A 21,715-nucleotide genomic window follows, 5' to 3' on the forward strand; every position below is an offset into this window, starting at 1 on the left:
GCCCGGACGAGGAGCAGCTGCGGTTCCTCGTCGGCGGGAATGCGATGGAATCCCTTGCGGTCGCAGAACCGGGTCACGCCGAAGCCGAAGAGGCCCGCGAGCGCGAGTCCCACGCCCAGCATTACCAGCCCCGGGGCAGACCCGCGTCGGCCTGGGCGTCGTAGTAGAGGATCGAGCGGACGGCGTCCGTGATCTGGCGCAGGGGCTCGAACTCGCCGAGGACGCGGTAGAAACCGGGGGGGGCTTGGAGGGGGACCGTGGCTCCGGACGTCGGTACCGCCATGGCGATGGAGAAGATCAGAACACCGTGAACAGCAGTGCCACGAAGCCCACGATGACGCCCTTGACGGTCCGCAGCCGCTTCGCGCGCAGGACGCGGAAGGGGCGGGCGTTACTCATTTCCAGCTCCGGTGCCAGGAAGAGGGAAGTGCGGCAGGAGGAGCCGCCGGCGTCGTCGCGGGCGGAGTCTCATACGGCTGAGGAGGCGTCCCCGGTGGACGCGGCCACCGGAAGCAGGGCCGGCCGCTTGGCCTGGCGGCCGTCGCCGGAGGAGCGGCCACGCAGGCGGCGGCCGATCCAGGGGCCGAGGAAGGTGCCGGCCCAGCGCAGTTCGGCACCCATGGTCCTCCAGCCGGAGATGCCTGGCCTCTCGGCCGGAAGGGGGAGGGTCCATGTGTCGTCGCTGTCCGGCAGGCCGAGCGCATGCGCCACGGCAGCCGCGATGCGTGCGTGCCCCAGCGGGCCGGCGTGCAGCCGGTCAGCACTCCACAATCGCGGATCGGTCGCCGCCGCGTGCGCGGCCGTCTCCGCCACCACCACGCCGTGGCGGTCGGCGGCCTCCCGGATGCGTGCGTTGAGCGCGAGAACACGGTGACGGATCGGGCGGGCCAACGGCGTGATGCGCCCGACGTCGGGAAACATGAGGGTCGCGACGGTGGCGCCCTGCGCGGTGAGGGCGGCGAACATCGCTTCAACGTGGTCGGCCACCTCGTCGAGGTCGCAGCCCGGGCGCAACACGTCGTTGACCCCGGCCACCACGGTGGCGAGGTCGGGCCGCATCGCGAGAGCCGGAGCCAGTTGCTCGGCGCGCACCTGACCGGCCTTACGGCCGCGCACCGCGAGGTTGGCGTAGAGCAGGCCGGGGCTGTGGCGGGCGACCTGCTCGGCGAGCCGGTCCGCCCAGCCCCGAAGACCACGGACGTCGTCGCCGTCCCCAAGCCCCTCGGTGTGGCTGTCACCCAGGGCGACAAAGCGCAGATACCCACTGCTCGACACGGGGTCGACCGCCTCTCGTCAACGCTGCTGATGGAAGTGGCACCGCCATCGCTAAGCAACTAGGCACCTAGTCGCATTGTTGAGTATGAGGGTAGCTGCGGGCTCACCTTCCTGCAAAGTGACGCCGCCCGGGCAGGAGCTGAGGCCGTCGAGGGCGCTCCACTGCCGCAGTCCACCGCCTTGGTCCCGTGCCGACCTCACCTCCCATTCCTCTTGAGAAGGACACGGTCGGCTTCACCCCGAGCCGCCGCACCCTGCTGCGCGCGATGGCGGCCTTGCCCTGTCCGAGGGCGGCCGGGCCGGCGGGGTGGTCGAAACGGGTGAAGTGCACGCCCAGTCGCCGGCGGCCTCCAGTTCAGACGGCGCGGTGGCGGAGTCCGTCGAGGAGTAGTTCGCGCATGCGGCCCGCGCAGTCGCGGGAGCGCAGGACGCCTGCCTCGGCCCGGGCCTTCAGCAGCGTGCCGATGGCCGTGCTGATCCGGTCCAGGCTCTCGGCGAACGCGCCGCGCCTTGCCCCGCAGATGCGATCGCCGAGTGTGCCGCAAGGGCAAGTGCGGCGAGACCGGCCGCCGCTGTACCCGGTCGGGGGTCGCGACCCTGAACACCCCGAGCGCGCACAGCACATCACCGCGCAGGCGGCTTGACGAGTATCGGGACCGTTCCTTGACGGAACATCCGCAGGCCAGGCCTAGGGTCAGCCGGTGCGCAAGACGTCCAGCGCCATCAGGGCCACGTGCAATGCGGTGCGCTGTTCGCCGGATTCGAGGTCGCAGCCGAGCAGGCGCTCGATGGTGCGCAGGCGTTGGTAGAACGTCTCGCGCGACAGGCCGCCGCGGCGGGCGGCGCTGGTTTTGTTGCCGGCCACGTCGAGGTAGTGGCGGAGGGTCGTCAGCAGGTCGGTGCCGTGTCGGGCGTCGTGATCGAGGAGGCGGCCGAGTCGTCGTTCGGCGTATTCCTGGATCCGGGTGTCCTCGCGGAGCGCGTACAGCAGGCGGCGCAGGTCGACATCGCGGAGTTCGTGGAAGGAGCGGCCCGGGGGGAGAGGTTGGTCGGGCGGGGTGGCCTCGGCCACACGGCTCGCCTGATGAAAGGAGCGGGGAGTGTCAGTGAGCTGGTCGACCTCCAGGCCGACGCTCACGACGGCTCGCGGGGACAGGTCGCGCGCCACGTGGCTCAGGCGTTCGACCGCGGGTTGCCAGGCGTGTGAGGGGCTCAGGACGAGCAGTACTCCCAGGCGGCCGGGGGTCAGTTCACCCATGAGCGCCGGGATTCCTGTGGCGTGCAGGACTTGGGAGAGGCGGGCCTCGGCTTGCGTTGTGGTGTCTTGTGCGGGGAGGTCCACCACGACCGTGAGGTAGCGGCTGTTCTCGGTGGGCAGGCCCAGTGCGGCCAGCCGGGCGCAGGCGTCCGCTGCGGAGCGGTGGCGCTGCTCGACGAGGTCGCGCAGAGCGTTGCGGTGCGCGGTGCTTTCCCAGGGGGTCGGGTGGGTGAGACGCGCGACGGTCAGGGCCATCGCCGTCCTTTCCAGGACGGTGATGTGCTCTGGCCCGAAGGCCGGTTCGGTGGTGGGGACGGGCAGCATGGCCACGCGGCCCCAACGTCCGCCTTGATACTCGACCGATGCGGTGAGCCAGCCTTCCGGGCCGCGTCGGCTCGTGCGGTCGCCGGGCGGGGTCGCTCTGGAGCGTTGCTCCCAGTCGGTGAGGGCTTCCTCCAGGGTGGCGCCGGAGGGTTCGCAGATCAGTGCCTGGTGGACCAGATTTTCCAGGACGACCGTGCGGCCGCTCATCTCGGCTGCCGCGCGTATGACGTCCTCGGGTCCGGCGCCGCGCAGGGTCAGCGTCGTGAACGCCTCGTGGACGCGTTGGGTGCGGCGCATCGCCTCGGCCTGGTTGCCGAGGATGAGGCCGTGGACGACCTGGGTGACCTCGAGGAAGTTGACGTCCTTGGCGAGGGTGATCAGGGGCAGCCCGCGGGTGCGGCAGGCGTGGACGAGGGCGTCGGGCGGGCGGTGGTAGCGCCGTACGAGTTCGATGACCAGGGCCGCCGCCCCGACGCCGGCGAGTTCGTCGACGTAGCGTCGGATGCCCGCTGGTTCCTCGGGCAGGGGCATGCCGGTGGTCAGGACGAGTTCGCCGCCCTTGAGGAAGGAGGCGGGGTCGGTCAGCTCGGTGATGTGGACCCAGCGGACCGGCCGGTCGAGTTCGGTTACGCCGGTGACGACCTGGGGCTGGCCGGCGGCCAGTACGGGCAGGGCCAGGACGTCGGCGACGGTGAGGGCGCGGGCGGGCGGGGTGCGGTCCGGGCCGCCCGTGTCCGGCGGTCGTGCCGTCGAACGGCTGTCGTTCACGGTGTCTCCATGGGGGTGCCACGCCCGAGCGAAGCCGAGAGGGGAGTGCCCGGCCACTGTGACAAGCCTCGCTGACCTGCGCAAGGGCAGTCCTGCCTCGGTGGATGAGGCAGCGCTCGCCGATTTCCCGGCCCGTGCTTGACACAACGTCCGAACAGCGTGCCCTTACCGGACAGATCGCGCGTTGGCTTGCCGCCGGGCGGCGGAGATGCTCGGCAGAGCGCACCAGTCCGACGACCCACGCCGGGAGACGAACATGACCGCACTGTCGCCGCACCTTCGCCAGGCCACCCCCGTGACGGCGGTGCGGGGCGAGGGCGTCCACCTCTTCGACGAGGACGGCCGCCGCTACCTCGACTTCACCGCCGGTATCGGCGTCACCAGCACCGGGCACTGTCACCCCAAGGTCGTCGCGGCGGCGCAGGAGCAGGTGGGCACGCTGATCCACGGCCAGTACACGACGGTCATGCACCAGCCGCTGCGGCGGCTCGTCGAGAAGCTGGGCGAGGTCCTGCCGGCCGGCCTCGACAGCCTGTTCTTCACCAACTCGGGCAGCGAGGCGGTGGAGGCCGCGCTGCGCCTGGCCCGCCAGGCCACCGGCCGCCCGAACGTCATCGTCTGTCACGGCGGTTTCCACGGCCGTACGGTCGCCGCCGCCTCCATGACCACCTCCGGCACCCGCTTCCGCTCCGGGTTCTCCCCGCTGATGAGCGGCGTCGTGGTCACCCCGTTCCCGTCGGCCTTTCGCTACGGCTGGGACGAGGAGGCCGCGACCCGCTTCGCGCTGCGGGAGCTCGACTACACGCTCCAGACGATCTCCTCGCCCGCCGACACGGCCGCGATCATCGTCGAGCCGGTCCTCGGCGAGGGTGGGTACGTGCCTGCGAACCGCCTCTTCATGGAGGGGCTGCGGGAGCGAGCGGACCGTCACGGGTTCCTGCTGATCCTCGATGAGGTGCAGACCGGCGTCGGCCGCACCGGTCGCTTCTGGGGGCATGACCACTTCGGCGTCACCCCGGACATCCTCGTCACCGCCAAGGGTCTGGCCAGCGGTTTCCCGCTGTCCGGGATCGCAGCCTCCGAGGAGCTGATGGCGAAGGCGTGGCCGGGCTCGCAGGGCGGTACGTACGGCGCCAACGCCGTGGCCTGCGCGGCGGCCTGCGCCACCCTCGACGTCGTACGCGAGGAGAAGCTCGTCGAGAACGCCGAGGCGATGGGCAAGCGGCTGCGCCACGGGCTGGAGGCGGTCGCCGACCGCACCCCGGGCATCGGGGACGTGCGGGGCCTCGGACTGATGCTGGCCACCGAGTTCGTCACCGAGGACGGCAGTCCCGACCCCGAGACCGCCGCCCGTGTGCAGCGTGCCGCGATCGACGAGGGCCTGCTCCTGCTGCTGTGCGGGGCCTGGAACCAGGTGGTGCGGATGATCCCGGCGCTCGTCATCGACGAGACGGCGGTGGACGAGGCCCTCCAGGCGTGGGCGACCGCGGTGGAAGCCGGTACCTCAGGAGCATCGCCGCGATGAGCGACAGCGTGGCGATGCTGACCGCCCGGCTCACCGAGACCGCTCCCGGCCTGCGGGTGGAATCCGGCCCGGGTGCCCTCGGCCAGTACGCCTACGACGCCTCCAACTACCGTGTCCCCCCGCAGGCCGTGGCCTTCCCCCGCAGCGCCGACGACGTGGTCGCGGTGCTGCGGGCCTGCAAGGAGACGGGCGTCCCCGTCACCGCGCGTGGCGGCGGCACCAGCATGGCCGGCAACGCGGTCGGACCGGGCGTCGTCCTGGACTTCTCCCGGTACATGAACCGGATCCTGGACATCGACCCGGCCGGCGGGACCGCGCGTGTCGAGGCCGGAGTCGTCCTCGACGCGCTGCAGAGCGCGACCGCTCTGCACGGGCTCTCCTTCGGCCCCGACCCGTCCTCGCACAGCCGCTGCACCATCGGCGGCATGATCGGCAACGACGCGTGCGGCAACCGGTCGGTGCGGCACGGGCGGACCAGCGGGCACATCGAGGCCCTGGAGATCGTGACGGCCGACGGAGTGCGGGCCGTCGCCGACCGTACCGGCCTGCGCCCGGCCGACCCACGCGACACCGACAGCGTCACCCGCCTCGAAGCGGACGTACGACGTCTGATCGGCGAGAACCTCGGGCCGATCAGGACCGAGCTGGGCCGGATCCCGCGCCAGGTCTCCGGCTACCAGTTGCACCACCTGCTGCCCGAGCGCGGTTTCGACATGGCCCGCGCCCTGGTGGGCACCGAGGGCTCCTGTGCGGTCGTCACCGCCGCGACGGTCCGCCTGGTGGCGACCGCACAGGCTTCCGCGCTGCTGACCCTCGGCTACGACGACGTCGTCGACGCGGCCGAGGACGTGCCGGAGATCCTGCGGTGGAATCCGACCGCCGTCGAGGGCATGGACGAGGCGATCGTCGCCACCATGCGCGCCCGGCGTGGTCCCGACTCCGTCACCGGACTGCCGGAGGGGCGGGCCTGGCTGTACGTCGAACTCGACGGCGACGACCAGGCCACGGTCGACACGCGCGCGGCCGAGCTCCTCGACGTGCTCAAGGCACAGGGTCGGATGACCGGCGGGCGGGTTGTGGAGAGCGCGGCCGAGCGGCGCTCCCTGTGGCGGGTCCGCGAGGACGGGGCCGGTCTGGCCGCCCGCCTCGTCGACGGCGGAGAGTCGTGGCCGGGCTGGGAGGACTCGGCGGTCGCACCGGAGAGCCTCGCCGGCTATCTGCGGGACTTCCGCAAGCTGCTGGCCGACCACGCGCTCACGGGCGTGATGTACGGGCACTTCGGCGCGGGGTGCGTCCACGTGCGCATCGACTTCGACCTCGCCACGGACGAGGGCCGCGCCGCCGCCCGCCGCTTCCTGCACGAGGCGGCCACCCTGGTCGTCGCGCACGGCGGCACGCTGTCCGGCGAGCACGGCGACGGTCGGGCGCGCGGCGAGTTGCTGGAGGTCATGTACAGCCACCGGATGATCCAGGCGTTCGCCGCTTTCAAGCAGGTCTTTGATCCCGAGGGGCTGCTGAACCCCGGCGTCATCGTCGCTCCCGCCCCGCTCGACGCCGATCTCGCGCTGCACCAGATCCAGCCCCTGGCCACGGAGTTCACCTTCCCGCACGACGAGGACGGCTTCGTGGGCGCGGCCCGCCGCTGTGTCGGCGTCGGCCGATGTCGCAGCGACGCGGGCGGCGTGATGTGCCCGAGCTACCGGGCGACGGGGGAGGAGAACGATTCCACCCGGGGACGGGCCCGCCTCCTCCAGGAGATGGTGCGCGGCGAGACCCTCCAGGACGGCTGGCGCTCGACGGAGGTCCGCGACGCCCTCGACCTGTGTCTGTCCTGCAAGGCCTGTTCCAGTGACTGCCCCGTCGGCGTCGACATGGCCACCTACAAGGCGGAGTTCCTGCACCAGCACTACAAGGGCAGGATCCGGCCCCGCTCCCACTACTCGCTGGGCTGGCTGCCCCTGACCTCCGCCCTCGCCGGATTCGCCGCCCGTCCGCTCAACGCGCTGCTCCGCGGACCGCTCGGCCGACTCCTCGCCCGCCTCGGAGGTGTGACCACGCAGCGCAGGATCCCCGCCTTCGCCTCCCGGCGCGCCCTGCGCAGGGTCCTGCGCGATGCGAAGACCGGCGAACCGGCGAAAGCCCTGCTCTTCGTCGACAGCTTCACTCGCGCCTTCCGGCCCGAGGTGGCCGGAGCCGCGAGCCGTGTGCTCGCCGACGCCGGGATCCCCTGCACGGCTCAGGACGGCCTGTGCTGCGGCCTGACCTGGGTCAGCACCGGCCAGCTGTCGGTGGCCCGCAGGATCATGACCCGCACCGTCGCCCACCTCGACAACGGCGACGAGCGGCCCATCATCGTGGCCGAGCCCAGCTGCGCCGCCGCACTCAAGCGCGACGTGCCCGAGCTCCTCGGGACGGACGCCGCCCGCCGGGTCGCGGACCGCGTCCACACCTTCACGGGCGCCCTGACCGACCTGGCCGCCGCCGACTGGACGCCGCCGGAACTGCCGGAGAACGTCGCCCTGCAGACCCACTGCCACGAGTACGCCACCTTCAAAGGCAGCCGCCCCGCCGATCTGCTGCGCCGACTGGGCGTCGGCAAGGTCGACGAGGCCGAGGGCTGCTGCGGACTCGCCGGCAACTTCGGCTTCGAGGAGCAGCACTACGACACCTCGATGGCCGTCGCCGACCTGGCACTCAAGCCACGCCTCGACGGCATCGGCCAGGACACTCCGAGCGTCGTCGTGGCCGACGGCTTCAGCTGCGCCACCCAGATCGACCACCTCGCCGGAGACCGAGGCATCCGCGCCCTGCATCTCGCGGAACTCCTCGACCCCGCCGCCGATCAAGCCGCTCGACCAGGAGAGACGTCATGACCGACACACCCACGCAGTTGTTCATCGGCGGCGCCTGGCTGGATGCCGCGGACGGCGCCACCATGCCCGTCGACGACCCCGCGACCGGCGAGATCCTCTGTCATGTCGCCGACGCGGGGCCGAAGGACGCCCGGCTTGCCGAGGACGCGGCCGTACAGGCGCAGGAGGAGTGGGCCCGCACGGCACCGCGAGCCCGCAGCGAGATCCTGCGCCGCGCCTACGAGATCATCCTCGACCGCACCGACGAGCTCGCCCACCTGGTGACGTCCGAGATGGGCAAGCCGCTCGCTGAGGCCAGGGGAGAGGTGGCGTACGCGGCCGAGTTCTTCCGCTGGTTCTCCGAGGAGGCCGTCCGTATCGACGGCGGCGCGGGCGTCCTGCCCGACGGCCGCAACCGCATGCTGCTCTCCCGCCGCCCGGTCGGCCCCTGTCTGCTGATCACCCCGTGGAACTTCCCCCTCGCCATGGGCACCCGCAAGATCGGCCCGGCGATCGCCGCCGGCTGCACGATGATCCTCAAGCCTGCCCCGCAGACCCCTCTCTCCAGCCTTGCCCTCGCCGCGATCCTCAAGGAGGCCGGGCTGCCGGACGGCGTGCTGAACGTCGTCACCACCTCCCGTGCGGGGGAGGTGTGCGAACCGCTCCTGCGCGGGGAGCGAAGCGAGGTGGGGGTCCCCCCGGCCGGAGGCTGGGGGAGGATTCGCAAGCTCTCCTTCACCGGCTCCACCGACGTCGGACGCCTGCTGCTGGCCCAGAGCGCGACCGCGGTCGTACGGACCTCGATGGAACTGGGCGGGAACGCGCCGTTCATCGTGTTCGAGGACGCCGACCTGGACAAGGCGGTCGACGGCGCGCTGGCCGCCAAGATGCGCAACATGGGCGAGGCCTGCACCGCCGCCAACCGCTTCTTCGTCCACAGCTCCTTGGCGGAGGAGTTCGGGCGGCGCCTTGCCGAGCGCATGGGCGCGCTGGTCGTGGGCCCCGGCACGCGGGACGGCGTCGACGTCGGCCCGCTGATCGACAGGACCGGCCGGGCCAAGGTCGAGGACCTGGTCGCGGACGCGGTGGGGCGGGGTGCCCGGGTGCTCGTCGGCGGCCGTACGCCCGAAGGCCCGGGCAGCTTCTACCCGCCGACCGTACTCACGGACGTCGCTCCGGAAAGCCGCCTGATGGACACGGAGATCTTCGGCCCGGTCGCGGCGATCCTCACCTTCGACGACGAGGACGAGGTGATCCGCCGGGCCAACGACACCCCCTGGGGCCTGGTCGGCTACGTCTTCACCGAGGGCCTGGACCGCGCCCTGCGCGTCAGCGAGCGTCTGGAGGTCGGCATGGTGGGCCTCAACACCGGCCTCGTCTCCAACCCGGCCGCCCCCTTCGGCGGCGTCAAGCAGTCCGGGCTCGGCCGGGAAGGCGGCCGGGTGGGGATCGACGAGTTCCTGGAGTACCAGTACCTCGCGGTGCCCGTGCGATGACGGTGGTCATGCCCTGACTACCCCGCATCGCGCACCGCGACGGGCTGCCCCGTGCCCGGTTTCCACACCGCCGGGCACGGGGCGGCGGCTTTTCCTCCACCGGGCGGCGAGCGCAGGTCCGTCACTGCGGCGCAGGCAGGCTGCGCATGTGTCGCAGGGTGCAGGGGCCCGCTGCTGGTCTGGTAGGCCGTCGCATGGCCCGGACGGCGGACGTGGCTGACAAGTTGGCTCCGACCTGCGGCCCTCTGCTCCGCCTGGTGCGGGGGCCTGGCGTTTACCCGAGCGGTTCGTCGCCCGCCCGCCCGCCGTGATGGAGTGGACGGGTGGTTACTGGAAGGCTCGCCCCACGCGCCTAGAGCGCCCTACGCCGCGAGGAGGTCGACGCTACCCGGCACGGTTCCGCTCTCCGGGCCGAGCGCCGCGCCGTTGTTCGGTCGGCAACCGCTCTTGGCGGTGGAGCCCGCGCTCTACCCCACCCGCGAGCAGTTGGCCGCCCCTCACCTGGTGCGCTGTGGCCGGCCATGCTGCCCACGCACCTGCCGCCACTGCGGCGAGCCGGTGGTTCGACACCAACACCATCCGCGAATGGGCCCGCGCCAACGGCTACGACGTCCTTGACCGAGGCCGGTCGGGCTTGTGTGCGCTTCCACCCTCTCAACTGCGCAGAACGATGTGAACGAAGGCGAAGGGCATGGCGGTCAGTTCACAGTGACAGACCGCGAGGGGAACGCACCCTCAGCCGGCATTCCTCTCACCGCGCGTCAACGTGAGCAGAGAAGGCAAGTGGAGACGCCCGAACAGACTAGGAAGCGCATCGATTACCTCGACAGCCTCCAGCGGAAGTACTCGTCCGGCGACTGACAACGTGGGAACCGGGAGGTGTCGGAGAGGCGGCGGATCATCATTGTGATGAGTGCCCAGATCAGGTGCGCTTCTGAGTGCTGTGGCAGCCGTTCGTAGTCGTGGACGTTGCGCCGTGACTTCATGATCCAGCCCAGGGTCCGCTCGACCCTTCCAGCGTCGGGGCAGGACCACGAAGCTCCTCGCGCCGCGGGGTCGGTAGAAGGTCTTCAAGGCCATGTTCAGGAAGTCGTCGGACAGGTGGTGAGCTGGCCGGCATAGGCGGAGTCGGCCCAGACCTGCGGCCGCCCTCCGGCACAAGCACGACGAAGCCCCCGCGCGATCAGAAGGTGTACCACGCGCTCTGGGGCGTCAGCGTGATCCTCTACCAGTCCAAGGACGAGGAGTACGGGGACGCCCACGGCTTCCGCTCCACCCGCCCCCTCGGGCCCGGCTGGACGATCCTCGGCCCGATCGACGACATCGGCCTCCAGGAGAAGCAGTTCCCTGTCGCATGGTCAGGTTCGCGCGGTAGTGGACGGCCACCACCCGCACCCGCTCGGCCAACGGCATCGACCACGGCCGGCCTCGCAGCGTGCCGCCACCGCACCCGCTCACCACGTAGAACCCCAGCCATACAAGGGAGATGCCCAACTCAGCGCCTTGTGCAGCACTCTTTAGGTGCTGTCCCTCTATTCGGTTATAGCTGAAACGTCTGGTGGCTGTGGGGCTCAAGTCCCAGTCTTGGCGTGCGAGAGCCGACCACTTTCACATCCGGGGGATGACATGAAGTCGCTCAAGACGGCCGCGGCAGCCCTGCTCTGCGCAGGCGCGCTGGTCACCACGACCGGCAGCGCCGAGGCCGTGCAGGAATCCCAGGACGGCGGCAGCGCTGTCCTGGTCGTGAACACCTTCCAGAGCCTCGGTACACAGCGCTGCATGGACGACAGTCGGGAATACGGGTTCCGTACGTTCCCCTGCAACAGCGGTGCCTACCAGCAGTGGGACGTCCACGTATTCAACGACGGAACGCGCCGCTTCCAGAACAAGGTCACGGGACGCTGCCTCTACGACGGCCCGGCCGGGTTCAGCGCACAGTACTGCGACAGCTCCGAGTACGTGAGCTGGTACGTCGTCCGCCACCACTCGGTGCGCCTCACCTTCCGCAACCAGTACACCGACGACTGCATCGACGACAGCGACGACAGCGGATTCCGTACCACCCGCTGCAACGGCGGCATCTACCAGGACTGGGTCTGACGCCCCACCACACGGAGAAGAGGCGCACATGGCCGACGAGATGGTGGAGCGAGCGCAGCAGTTCATCAACTCCTACAACGTGCCCGGCATCCCGAAGGTGGAGGTGAACGGGCGCACCAGCTGGACGGTGATGTACGCCCTGACCCGGGCGCTCCAGTACGAGCTGGGCATCACCTCGCTGTCGGACTCCTTCGGTCCGACGACGCTGAGCCAGCTCCAGTCCCGGTACGGGGCGCAGATCGACGACCGGACCCGGCACGAGAACATCTACCGGGTCATCCAGGCAGGCCTGTACTGCAAGGGGTACGACGGCGGCGGCATCGACGGCACCTACAACGGCAGGACCGCGGATTCGGTGGCCCGGCTCAAGGCCGACATGGGCGTGGGCGGGACCTATCCGGGCAGCGGCCTGCAGCCGAAGGTGTTCAAGGCGCTCCTCACGATGGACCCGTACGTGCGGGTCGGCAACGGCACCGATCAGGTGCGCCAGATCCAGCAGTGGCTCAACGGACGGTACGTCCAGCGACGGGAGTTCTTCATCTGCCCGGCCGACGGGAACTTCTCCCGGGACGTACAGAAGGCGTTGGTCTTCGCCCTCCAGTACGAGATCGGCATGAGCGACGACGTCGCCAACGGGCGTTTCGGCCCCGGCACGCAGGACGGCATCAGGACACAGGCGATGCTCAACTTCGGCTCGGCCGACGGCGCCAAGCAATTCGTGCACCTGTTCCAAGCGGCGATGCGGTTCAACGGCTGGGACGTCGCGTTCGACGGCTTCTACTCGGGGTCGCTGGTCAGTACCGTCGTGGACTTCCAGCGCTTCGCCCAGCTGCTGCCCACCACCGGCACCGCGGACTTCCGCACCTGGGCCTCGCTGTTGGTCAGCACCGGCGACCCGAGCCGGCCCGGCACCGCGGCCGACTGCATCACCGAGATCACCCCGGCCCGCGCCCAGTCGCTGCGCGCCGCCGGATACACCACGGTGGGGCGGTACTTGACCAACGCGAACGTCACGAACCCGAGGAACAAGAAGATCCAGCCCGGCGAGCTCGCCAACATCGTCGCGGGCGGCCTGTCGGTCTTCCCGATCTACCAGACCAACGGCGGCGATCCGGAGTACTTCAACGCGCACCAGGGTTCGACGGACGCCCTGGCAGCGCTGGAGGCGGCCCGCGGGCACGGCTTCCGTGCCGGGACCACCATCTACTTCTCCGTCGACTACGACGCCGTCGACGAGGAGATCACCAGCCGGGTCATCCCGCACTTCCGCGGGCTGGTGGGCCGTATGGCCGCCTACGGCAGCGAGTACCGCGTCGGTGTCTACGCGCCCCGCAACATCTGCAGCCGGCTCGCCAAGGCCGGTCTGACCGTGTCCAGTTTCGTGTCGGACATGTCGACCGGATACAGCGGCAACCTGGGTTTCCCGCTGCCGAAGGACTGGGCCTTCGACCAGATCGCGACGATCACCGTGGGCTCGGGTACCGGCTTCATCGAGATCGACAAGGACGTCGCGTCCGGACGCGACACCGGGCAGACCCAGTTCACGCCCCGGGGACCGGACACCGCGCTGGACGTGCCCTTCGACATGAGCCGCCGGGGTGCCCTGACCACGGATCTCGGCACCTACATCGTGGCCAACGGCCACGACGACTGGTACCGGGACCGCACCCCCGCGGAGTGCATCGGCAAGGTCCTCGACATGGACGCGCTGATCACAGGTCTCGCCCGGTCCTTCCGGATGCGTAAGTCGCTGATCCAGGCCGTGGTCTTCTGGGAGTACCAGGCCGACTTCACCGACGAGGCCGTGGACGTGCTGGTCGACTCCTACTTCAACTGGAAGGAGGCGCAGGCCGCCTGGGAGCAGGACCCCGTCGGATCACCGCCCACTCCGCCGACCGTGATCAAGGACGACTCCAGCACGGGCGTCGCCCAGATCTTCGGCAGGACCGGGATCAAGGCCCGTAACCACTGCATCCGCGCGGACGTGATTTCGGGTCCGATCCAGGACACGGAGGACTGGCGGGCGCGCCGGGCGGTGTGGGACCAGCTGCGCAACGACGACGACTACAACGTGAGCACCGTCCCGCTGATCCACATCTGGTCCGCCGCCATCAACGGCATCGCCACCGACCGGCTGAGCTACTCCGACGCCGAGATCGTCACGGTGCTCGCCCAGTACAACGGCGCTGACGAATACGGTCGTCGAGCTCGCGACCTCTACAGCATCTTCGAGACATACAACGCGGCCCTGCGCCGCTGAAGGGGGGAACCGACATGCAGACGAGAGACACGGACACACCGGGCGGCAGAGGCCTGCCCCGGCGGGCCCTGCTGCTCACCGGACTCGCGGGGGCGGTGGCGGCCGGCATCTCCTTGCCGACGGCCGCTCCCGCCTCGGCCGCGGCCCGAACCACCAGCACCAACGGCTGGCCGCTCGCCACCACCGGCATCAGTACCCTGCCGGTGCCGGGCACCCCGGCCTCCGTCGCCCTGCTGGAGGGTGACGTCTCCACGGTGCTCGTGCACGTCATCCGCCGCTTCCACTACGAGGTCGAGGAAGTGGGCCGCCACGAGCTCGCCGGGCACCGCCCCGCCGCGGGACTGACGGGACACACCACCAACTACGCCTCCGGCACGGCCGTCGAGGTGCGCCCGGCGGCCTACCCTCTGGGGGCGACCGGCGTGCTGTTCCCCCAACAGCTGGCCATGGTGCGGGACATCCTCCAGGAGTGCGGGGGAGTGGTGGCCTGGGGCGGCCGCCTGCGCCGACCGCACGCGGCGCACTTCCAGATCGCCGTACGCCCGGGTGATCCCCGGCTCCGCCGTCTCGCCCTGCGGATCAAGGGCTGGACCCAGGTTCCGGGTCAGGGCGCGGGAGTGTTCACCCTGGGCGCCTGAGCGAGGGCGCGTCATCCGGTCGTGACCGGTGGAATGCCGCGACGGCCGTTGACCAGCGTTTCCCCCAGCGGGGTCGCGCTGTGGTGGACGGCCGGTCCGCGGCGTCGGGTGACGATCAGCCCGGAGTCACGCAGAGCGGCGGTGTGTTGCGACACCGAGGCGGGGGAGACGACGAGCCGCTGGGCGAGTTCGCCGGTCGACCCGCCGCCCATGGTGAGGGCGGTGAGCAGATCGGCGCGGGTTCGCCCCAGGAGGGTGCGCAGGGATTCCTGCGGGTCACGGAGCAGTTCGGCATTCGGCTGCGCCCAGCCCAGATCGTGGGCTATCGGGTGGACGATCACCGGAGGCCGACCGGGATGGCGCAGGGTGATCGGAGTGCGCCAGCAGAAGAACGACGGCAGCAGGAGCAGGCCCCGCCCGTTGAGGTGGATGTCGCGGTCGCACGCGCTGTTCATGGTCAGCAGACCGGAATGCCAGTGCAGATCCGGGTGCAGGGTGGCCAGCAGGCAATCGACGCCCCCGTCCGTCACGGCCCGCATTCGCAGCTCGCGGTCGCGGTCGAAGGCCGTGTGCATCCGGGTCCAGTACGGCCGCAGGGCGACGGCGAAGTATTCGCGCAGGGTCTGGTCGAGTCGGCTCAGGGTGTCGAGGTCTCCCTCAGCGAGGGAACGAATCCAGGTGCCGGGACGCCGGGCGGCTGCCAGCCCCCCGATGTCCCGGCGCAGCACTCGGCGCGGGGTGGACAGAAGGGCGTCGAGTCCCGCCTCCAGCCCGTCCCCGCCGGCGTCTGGGGTAAGGAAGTCGGCCGAGTAGCCCCGGGGTGGGGCGAGGTCGAAGAGCACATTGACGGCAGCTGAGAGCCGCGACCGCACCTGTCTCTTCCACGGGCCGAAGACCACCGCGCCGTCGTCTCCCCTGATCAGATGCAGACTGAGCAGCAGCTCCCACATCGGATCCGGTCTGCTTGCCACCCGTACGCGAGCGATGTCCGCGCCCGTGAAATGGAACGTCAACATGTCATCCCCCGAAATGCGACGCAGGCCCCGGTCAAGAGCCTGATAAGGGCGAAACCACCGGCCCGAAGTCTGGGGCCGGCGGGACGAGCGGCGTTACCGCCCACCCGGGCCAGAGGCCAGCTCAGGAGGCCAACGCCGCGCGGGTCGACCGGGACCTCGACAGCGCCCGGAATGCCGTTCGAGCCTTGTCGAAGCAAACGAGGCGGCAGTTCAGTTCAGCCCTCCCGCGCGACGAACTCATTGAACTCTGGATGCCTCACCTCAGGGCAGGTTCGTCCATCGATGCGAGGAGATGTTGTCGTTGAGCCATTCCCCTGAACCGGGGCCCGTGTTCGCGTCGAAGGTCCACCGGCGTAGGTCGCTGAGACCTACGCCGTTGTAGACGCCCCGGCGCGCACCTGTGTAGTTCAGGCCCCAGTACACCCAGACGTCGTCCAGATTGCCGGGGTAGCCGTTGTTCCAGAGCGAACTCACTTGGTTGCGGCAGCTGCCCCAGTCCGGGGCTTCACCCGACCAGTCGTCGCACCATCCCGAATAACCGGTGTTGTAGTAGACGTGGAGATTGCCGTCGGCGAGCCGGCTCTCTGAAGGCACGGGAACGGGTTGCGATGCCTGAGCGGTCATCGGTGTGGCTGCCACCGTCACAACGGCGACAGCCGCACCGATCAGTGTGCTGCGTACCTTGCCCACTTTGTGTCCTCTCGTTGCGGATTTCGGGTTCATGAGGATGTGCCGGCCTTCCGAGTGAGCTGGCGGGCACGGGGGAGTGCGTTCAGTTGCAGTTCCCGGTAGGTGGCGACGGCCGTGTATTGCCGGGCAAGGCGGCGGGCGTGGTGAAGGTCCAAAGCCTGAGCGGTCTTGGCCAGCCCTGAGGTGTGGGCGCACCGTGCCTCGACGACGGCGAGTGCGATCTCCTCGTTCCTAGGAAGAGGATGCCTGCGCGAACTGGTCGCCGTTCGCAAGTCGTCCGGGCTCGTATACGGATGACCGGCTGCCCGCATGCACGCGGACCAGGGCTTGACCGCCTCAACGAACCGCGGATCCTCGGTGACCCTGGCATGCCGGATCTCCGTGAGCGCGTCGACGGTGACTTTCGCCTGGAACCACTCCTCCAGGTTCCCGTAGAGCGTCGCATCTGCCTCCGACTGGCAGCCCTTGGGGCTGCGTTGGTACAGCATGCCGTCGGGGGTCTTGGCCGTCACTGTCAGGGGGCGAGAACCGTTGGCTGCGGTCAGAGCCGCGGTCTGCTGCTTCGCCGGGAGCCCGCGAAAGTACCGCTGATTGGCATCTGTTTTCCTCAGCTCGGATAGATCGTGCTGTATGTCCGTGCCGTAACCGTGTTCGCGGGCCCACGCAACGTCGTTGAGCACGTAAGGAAACTCCCGAGCCTCCGGAACCGGGTTCTCTTTGACCGGTTGGTATGCGAAGCCCTTCCGCTGCATGCAGTCACGCAGCAAAATCTGTCCGGCTTCATGCAGAAGGAGTAACTCCTGCCGTGACGGCTCACGCGGTTCTCGTCCAGCCGCAGCAGTCGAGGAGGTCGACGGGGAAACAGTAAACGTAAGAACGCCCCCTGTCAGGGCCAAGATCACGCACGCGACGCCGATCCCGACAACGCGGTTTCTTAGCTTGGGAGTTCGCCGGAATGCCGTCACCATTTCCTCCTTTGCCGTAGCCCGGTCGGTCACCCGCCCCGCCGCGAAAGCATCAATCTGACATCGTCGGCAGATGCTCGCGTGACCGGCCAGTGGCCGGCAATGGTTTCGATGACGTTCGAAAGGTTGGACACAGTGCCGGAAGATCAGGCGCACGGGGGCCGATTCCCGGCACCGCGGCGCTGCTGCCGCTCACGCCCGATTGGGGCTCCGGGCTCGGCAGCGAGCTCGCTGACATCTACGGTCGGCCACCACGCACCCGGTCGACCCGTCGTCGGCGGCCAGATAAACACCCGCCCCCTCGATCAGACCGGTCACCTGACGTGCTGCTCCCGCTCCCAGGGCTTCGGTGTAGTCGCATGACGTCCGGTTCGTGATCATCCGAGGCCGAGGGGCGCGAGGGTCGCGGGCGTTGCGGCGGAGACCGTCCGCGATGTTCTTCATTCCGGCTGTGCGGAGTGCTCCGATGGCGAGGTTGCGCCACGTGGCCATCGCGCGGGGCGCGTTGCCGGTCCGCAGTTGGGAGGCGTCCTCGGCGAAGGTGGTGTCGCGGACCTCAGCGGCCGGCCCGAGGCGGGAGCGATGGCGCTGAGCAATCCGCACGCTGTCGCCTCGTACGGGATGCAGACCGGCTACGTCCGCGGCAGGCAGATGGCGTGGGTGTCCTGAGCACCGCGAAACCCAGCGACTGGGAACGCGGCGTCCATGCCATCGGATGGATGTACGTCACTGACAACAACCGAACGATCACGTGCGGTCCGTTCGAGGTGACGTCGGCCGCCACCAGGATCACGACCCCGGCCTACCCGACCAGCGGCTCGGCGGGCCGGTCCTTCCAGGTCTTCGCACTGATGTTCAGCCCGTCGGAACGCACGGACGCGCACTGCACCTCCTGGTGGTAGACCGTCCCCAGGAGACCCGAGGCAACTGATGGCCCCGTCGACGGGGTCGGGTTCGCCCGTGACGTGGAGTCCGGTGAGGCCCTACGGCGGTGCGGTGCGGCGTTTGCGCGGCGGCGTGTGTCACCGGACCGGCGCCTGGCATTCCGTTTGCCCACGTGTGCATCCCACCCCGCGACGGCGGTTGGCCGACGCCACCCCTTGGTTGGCTGGTGTCGGTCTTGCCCCGCTTCTGAGTGGGAATACAGCATGAAGACATCGAGATGCTCGAGCCGCCGCCGGATGGTCGAACGTGGTACGAAGCGACGCGGACGCAGTGCTCCAGTGGCGCAGACCCGAGGGGAACTGTCATGGACAGCGATGAGCTGAACCGCTCCGCCGGGCCCGCGATGTGTGGAGCTCCCGAGGAATCGAAGGATGCCGTCGCCGACAACGGTCTGGTCAGTCTGCTCGTGGACCGTCGGGGCGTTCCTCTTGATCGGATGAGTGCCGAGGACGAACTTGCAGTGCAGCGTCTCGTACCGGCGGGCGGACCAGCGTCCTATGGGTTCAGCTCCGCGCTCTGACCGGCTGTGCCGATGGCCGCCACGGTCCGCCCCTTCCGGCAGTTCGTTCTCAAGATCCACAGCCGTTGTGATCTCGCCTGTGACCACTGTTACGTGTATCGCCACGCGGACCAGGGCTGGCGCCACCAACCGCGCGTCATGGCCCCGCAGACGGTCCGCGCCACCGCGATGCGCATCGCCGAGCATGCCCGAGCGCATCGTCTGCACGGGGTGCGCGCCGTGCTGCACGGGGGAGAGCCGCTCCTGGTCGGAAAGGACCGGCTGCGCCTGATCGCGCGCGAACTGAGGTCGGCGCTGGGCGAGGTGGCGAGCCTCGACCTCCGTATGCAGACCAACGGGCTGCTCCTCGACGAGGAATGGTGTGCCCTGCTGCTCGAGGAGCGCATCGTCGCCGGCGTCTCCCTGGACGGCGACCGGGTCTCGAACGACCGGCACCGGGTGCGGGCGGACGGTTCGGGAAGCTACGACGACGTGGTCCGCGCGGTGCGACTGCTGAGCAGGCCCGAGTACCGTGCGGCCTTCGCCGGCCTGCTGTGCACCGTCGATGTGAACAACGACCCGGAGGCGGTGTACCGCGCCCTGGTGGACCTGCGCCCGCCGCGCATCGACTTCCTCCTGCCCCACGCGACCTGGGACCGTCCCCCGCCCGGTCCTGGCGGTGCGGTCGACTACGCGAACTGGCTGATGACCGTGTTCGACATCTGGAACGCCGAAGGCCGCCCGGTCCCTGTCAGAATGTTCGACTCCATCGAGGCGGCGGGGACGGGGCGAACGGGTTTCACGGAAGCCCTGGGACTGGGCAGCCCCGACTTGGTGGTGGTGGAGACGAACGGGGCGATCGAGCAGGCCGACTGGTTGAAGACGGTGGGCTCGGGAGCCGCGGCGACCGGGTTCCATGTGCGCACCGACAGCTTCGACACGGCCGCGGCGCATCCCGGATTTCTGGCCCGGGCGCCGGGTATAGGGGCGCTTCCGGGACCGTGCCGTCGCTGCGAGGTGGTGACCGTGTGCGGGGGCGGCCTGTACGGGCATCGGTACCGCGGCGGCAGCGGGTTCGACAATCCTTCCGTCTACTGCGCGGGCCTGCTGCGGTTGATCAAGCACGTGCGCGCGGCGGAGCGACCGCCGAGCCGTCACCGCCTGCCGGAAGGGGACTTCGAGGCCCTGGCGTCGGGTGGCTCCGACGTCGCCGCGGTGGGCCGGCTGGCCGAGGCACAGATCAGTCTCCGGCGTTCGGTGCTGGCCTACCTCCACAACGCGGGCGCCCTGACCGGGGAGGGCTGGCGCTGCCTCGTGCGGGAGGAGGCGTCCGCGCTGGACGCCGTTCTCGCCCAGCCTTACGTCCGGGCCTGGGCCGTGCGGTGCTGCGAGGCGCTCTCGACGGGGGCGGCGGACCTCGACACCGGGCGGGTGACAGAGATGGCGTTGGCGGCCGCCGTCCGGTCCGGGCGCCGAGCGGAGCTCACCGTCCCCTTGCGGTCGGGCGCCGTCCACTTGCCCTCGTTAGGGCGTCTGACGGTCCTGGACGGCGCGGCTGCGGCGAGCGGCGAGGTGACGGTGTCCGTCGAGGGCGGCCGGGTGCGGGCACGGGACGTCGACGCCGCGTTCGAGCCGACGAGGTATCTGACCGCGGAGGGTGTCCGCGTCGCCGTGGAGGACACCGATCCGTACCGCGACTGTCATGTCTGGCCGCCGGCGCCCCGGTTGTCGCAGGAGGAGTTCGGTCGTTGGCAGGAGTTGTTCGCTGCCGCCTGGTACATCGTCCGCCGCGACCATCCGCGGTATGTGGACAGTCTGGTCGTCGGACTGCGTGCGATCACACCGCTGCTGCCCGTGCCCGGACGGAAGGTCAGCGACACCTCCCGGCACGCTTTCGGAGCCGTGGCCGTCGCGCTTCCGGAGACGGCCGAGGACCTGGCACTGCTGCTGATCCATGAGATCCAGCACGCGAAGCTCGGCGCCCTGCTGGACATGTACGGCCTTGTCGACCCGGCCCACGAGGAGCTGTACGAAGTCGCCTGGCGGCCCGATGCCCGGCCCGCGGAGGCCGTGCTCCAGGGGGTCTACGCCCATCTCGCCGTCGCGGAGGTGTGGCGACGGCGCACCGGGCGGAAGGCGGCGGAGCAGGCCCGGCACTGGTGGTCGGCCTCCGTGACCGCCTTGGACGCCGTGCTGGCGGGCGGCGGTCTCACTCCGCTCGGCCTGCGGTTCGCCACCGCCATGCGCTCCTCCGCCGGCACCGGTCCGCTGCTGGAACGAGGATGACCGGTGTCGAGTCCGCGCACCGTGTGCGGGCGCTGGCCGAGGATCTGCGCGGCCTGGGCGTGACGCCCGGACACACCCTGCTCGTGCACGCCTCGCTCCGCGCCGTGGGGCGGACGCGGAACGGTCCCGCGGGCGTGCTGCGGGCACTGCGCGAGGCCGTGACCCCGCAGGGAACCGTGGTCGTGCCCACGCACACCACCGGCAATTCACTGACGTCGCGCGCGTACCGCGCACGGGTGGCCGGCCTCACGCCCGCGCAGGAGGCGGAACACCGCGCCGGCATGCCGGGATTCGACGTCGGCACGACACCGAGCACCGGGATGGGAGCACTCGCGGAGCAGCTCAGAAGGGCGCCGGGGGCACGGCGCAGCGCGCATCCGCAGACCTCGTTCGCGGCCCTGGGCCCCCTGGCGGAGTGGATCACCCGAGGTCATGCGCTGGACTGTCATCACGGTTGGAGTTCACCGCTGGGCCGGTTGTACGAGGCGTCGGCGGGCATCCTCCTGCTCGGCGTGGGCCACGACCGGTGCACGGCCCTGCATCTCGCCGAGTACTCGCTTCCCAGCACACCCACCCCGAAGTACAACTGCGTGTTCTCCACGGCAGGCCGGGCGGTGTGGCGGTCCTTCACCGACATCGTGCTCGGCGACAGCGATTTCGCCTCGCTCGGTGCGGATCTGGACAAGGCCGAAGGGCCCGGCGGGCTCTTCGTGCGGCACGGCCGGGTCGGCTCGGCAAATGCCCGCTTCCTGCCTATGGTCCCCACCGTCGATTTCGCGATCCAATGGTTCGGAGACCGTAGGCGGCTGTAGGGGGCA

General features: G+C 70.1%; 16 protein-coding genes and 2 pseudogenes. 10 read left to right on the forward strand and 8 right to left on the reverse strand.

Translation table 11 applies throughout. From position 1 onward, the window contains the following. Nucleotides 1-121: 121 nt before the first annotated feature. From ABZ098_RS38380 to ABZ098_RS38390, 3 genes are all read right to left on the reverse strand, one after another. Nucleotides 122-283: a hypothetical protein gene (locus ABZ098_RS38380; RefSeq protein ID WP_356598497.1), complete on the reverse strand. Its 162-nt coding sequence runs from the start codon at nt 281-283 to the stop codon at nt 122-124. 185 nt (nt 284-468) lie between these two features. Further along, entirely contained in the window at nt 469-1,275 is an 807-nt protein-coding gene (locus ABZ098_RS38385) for an SGNH/GDSL hydrolase family protein (RefSeq protein ID WP_356598499.1), read from the reverse strand. A gap of 694 nt (nt 1,276-1,969) precedes the next feature. Next, the gene (locus tag ABZ098_RS38390) at nt 1,970-3,535 is read right to left on the reverse strand and encodes a PucR family transcriptional regulator ligand-binding domain-containing protein (RefSeq protein WP_356598589.1); all 1,566 of its coding nucleotides are present in this window, start codon (nt 3,533-3,535) and stop codon (nt 1,970-1,972) included. 346 nt (nt 3,536-3,881) lie between these two features. On the opposite strand from ABZ098_RS38390, the gene ABZ098_RS38395 reads away from it, so the two are divergent. Genes ABZ098_RS38395 through ABZ098_RS38405 form a run of 3 tightly spaced genes read left to right on the forward strand, consistent with a single transcriptional unit; the run spans nt 3,882 to nt 9,498 of the window. Then, nucleotides 3,882-5,150 (forward strand): aminotransferase class III-fold pyridoxal phosphate-dependent enzyme, encoded by a 1,269-nt coding sequence (locus ABZ098_RS38395; RefSeq protein ID WP_356598501.1) that lies wholly within the window; start codon nt 3,882-3,884, stop codon nt 5,148-5,150. Continuing rightward, on the forward strand, nt 5,147-8,023 hold the full coding sequence (locus ABZ098_RS38400; protein ID WP_356598503.1) for an FAD-binding and (Fe-S)-binding domain-containing protein: 2,877 nt from the start codon (nt 5,147-5,149) through the stop codon (nt 8,021-8,023). Before ABZ098_RS38395 ends, ABZ098_RS38400 begins: the two co-directional genes overlap by 4 nt. Continuing rightward, a complete protein-coding gene (locus ABZ098_RS38405) occupies nt 8,020-9,498 on the forward strand; it encodes an NAD-dependent succinate-semialdehyde dehydrogenase (RefSeq protein ID WP_356598505.1) in 1,479 nt (492 codons plus the stop codon). The genes ABZ098_RS38400 and ABZ098_RS38405 overlap by 4 nt, the downstream gene beginning before the upstream one ends. Nucleotides 9,499-10,845: 1,347 nt before the next feature. Here ABZ098_RS38405 and ABZ098_RS38410 read toward each other — a convergent pair. Continuing rightward, nucleotides 10,846-10,926, reverse strand: a pseudogene (locus ABZ098_RS38410) (IS5/IS1182 family transposase); the annotation flags it as partial. Between the two features lie 198 nt (nt 10,927-11,124). Here ABZ098_RS38410 and ABZ098_RS38415 point away from each other — a divergent pair. The 3 genes from ABZ098_RS38415 to ABZ098_RS38425 are packed head-to-tail and all read left to right on the forward strand — an operon-like array spanning nt 11,125 to nt 14,496. Further along, nucleotides 11,125-11,598, forward strand: coding sequence for a hypothetical protein (locus tag ABZ098_RS38415; protein WP_356598507.1), 474 nt, complete (start codon nt 11,125-11,127; stop codon nt 11,596-11,598). 28 nt (nt 11,599-11,626) lie between these two features. After that, entirely contained in the window at nt 11,627-13,858 is a 2,232-nt protein-coding gene (locus ABZ098_RS38420; protein WP_356598509.1) for a glycoside hydrolase domain-containing protein, read from the forward strand. Nucleotides 13,859-13,872: 14 nt separating this feature from the next. Beyond that, complete coding sequence (locus ABZ098_RS38425) at nt 13,873-14,496, forward strand: hypothetical protein (protein WP_356598511.1); 624 nt, start codon at nt 13,873-13,875, stop codon at nt 14,494-14,496. Between the two features lie 11 nt (nt 14,497-14,507). Here the strand turns inward: ABZ098_RS38425 and ABZ098_RS38430 are convergent, their stop codons facing one another. From ABZ098_RS38430 to ABZ098_RS38445, 4 genes and pseudogenes are all read right to left on the reverse strand, one after another. Further along, nucleotides 14,508-15,512, reverse strand: coding sequence for a winged helix-turn-helix domain-containing protein (locus ABZ098_RS38430; RefSeq protein ID WP_356598513.1), 1,005 nt, complete (start codon nt 15,510-15,512; stop codon nt 14,508-14,510). Nucleotides 15,513-15,773: 261 nt separating this feature from the next. Then, the gene (locus tag ABZ098_RS38435) at nt 15,774-16,106 is read right to left on the reverse strand and encodes a hypothetical protein (protein WP_356598515.1); all 333 of its coding nucleotides are present in this window, start codon (nt 16,104-16,106) and stop codon (nt 15,774-15,776) included. Between the two features lie 125 nt (nt 16,107-16,231). Next, nucleotides 16,232-16,954 carry a hypothetical protein gene (locus ABZ098_RS38440; protein WP_356598517.1) on the reverse strand — a complete coding sequence of 241 codons (723 nt, stop codon included), beginning with the start codon at nt 16,952-16,954 and terminating at the stop codon, nt 16,232-16,234. Between the two features lie 615 nt (nt 16,955-17,569). Beyond that, nucleotides 17,570-17,722, reverse strand: a pseudogene (locus ABZ098_RS38445) (ISAs1 family transposase); the annotation flags it as partial. A gap of 164 nt (nt 17,723-17,886) precedes the next feature. Here ABZ098_RS38445 and ABZ098_RS38450 point away from each other — a divergent pair. From ABZ098_RS38450 to ABZ098_RS38465, 4 genes are all read left to right on the forward strand, one after another. Further along, nucleotides 17,887-18,069, forward strand: a complete 183-nt coding sequence (locus ABZ098_RS38450; RefSeq protein WP_356598519.1) for a hypothetical protein — start codon at nt 17,887-17,889, stop codon at nt 18,067-18,069. A gap of 347 nt (nt 18,070-18,416) precedes the next feature. Further along, nucleotides 18,417-18,632, forward strand: a complete 216-nt coding sequence (locus ABZ098_RS38455) for a hypothetical protein (protein ID WP_356598521.1) — start codon at nt 18,417-18,419, stop codon at nt 18,630-18,632. Between the two features lie 12 nt (nt 18,633-18,644). Beyond that, nucleotides 18,645-20,897, forward strand: coding sequence for an FxsB family cyclophane-forming radical SAM/SPASM peptide maturase (locus ABZ098_RS38460; protein WP_356598523.1), 2,253 nt, complete (start codon nt 18,645-18,647; stop codon nt 20,895-20,897). Continuing rightward, a complete protein-coding gene (locus tag ABZ098_RS38465; protein WP_356598525.1) occupies nt 20,894-21,709 on the forward strand; it encodes an AAC(3) family N-acetyltransferase in 816 nt (271 codons plus the stop codon). Before ABZ098_RS38460 ends, ABZ098_RS38465 begins: the two co-directional genes overlap by 4 nt. The last annotated feature ends 6 nt before the right edge of the window (nt 21,710-21,715 follow it).

It is taken from the genome of Streptomyces sp. NPDC006335 (assembly GCF_040612795.1).
Classification (GTDB): Bacteria; Actinomycetota; Actinomycetes; order Streptomycetales; family Streptomycetaceae; genus Streptomyces.

Excerpts from the sequence above, each read along its gene's own strand:
- ABZ098_RS38380 (WP_356598497.1), bottom strand. The coding sequence starts at position 283 with ATGGCGGTACCGACGTCCGGAGCCACGGTCCCCCTCCAAGCCCCCCCC.
- ABZ098_RS38395 (WP_356598501.1), top strand. The coding sequence starts at position 3,882 with ATGACCGCACTGTCGCCGCACCTTCGCCAGGCCACCCCCGTGACGGCG.
- ABZ098_RS38400 (WP_356598503.1), top strand. The coding sequence starts at position 5,147 with ATGAGCGACAGCGTGGCGATGCTGACCGCCCGGCTCACCGAGACCGCT.
- ABZ098_RS38405 (WP_356598505.1), top strand. The coding sequence starts at position 8,020 with ATGACCGACACACCCACGCAGTTGTTCATCGGCGGCGCCTGGCTGGAT.
- ABZ098_RS38415 (WP_356598507.1), top strand. The coding sequence starts at position 11,125 with ATGAAGTCGCTCAAGACGGCCGCGGCAGCCCTGCTCTGCGCAGGCGCG.
- ABZ098_RS38420 (WP_356598509.1), top strand. The coding sequence starts at position 11,627 with ATGGCCGACGAGATGGTGGAGCGAGCGCAGCAGTTCATCAACTCCTAC.
- ABZ098_RS38425 (WP_356598511.1), top strand. The coding sequence starts at position 13,873 with ATGCAGACGAGAGACACGGACACACCGGGCGGCAGAGGCCTGCCCCGG.
- ABZ098_RS38430 (WP_356598513.1), bottom strand. The coding sequence starts at position 15,512 with ATGTTGACGTTCCATTTCACGGGCGCGGACATCGCTCGCGTACGGGTG.
- ABZ098_RS38440 (WP_356598517.1), bottom strand. The coding sequence starts at position 16,954 with ATGCAGCGGAAGGGCTTCGCATACCAACCGGTCAAAGAGAACCCGGTT.
- ABZ098_RS38450 (WP_356598519.1), top strand. The coding sequence starts at position 17,887 with ATGTACGTCACTGACAACAACCGAACGATCACGTGCGGTCCGTTCGAG.
- ABZ098_RS38455 (WP_356598521.1), top strand. The coding sequence starts at position 18,417 with ATGGACAGCGATGAGCTGAACCGCTCCGCCGGGCCCGCGATGTGTGGA.
- ABZ098_RS38460 (WP_356598523.1), top strand. The coding sequence starts at position 18,645 with ATGGCCGCCACGGTCCGCCCCTTCCGGCAGTTCGTTCTCAAGATCCAC.
- ABZ098_RS38465 (WP_356598525.1), top strand. The coding sequence starts at position 20,894 with ATGACCGGTGTCGAGTCCGCGCACCGTGTGCGGGCGCTGGCCGAGGAT.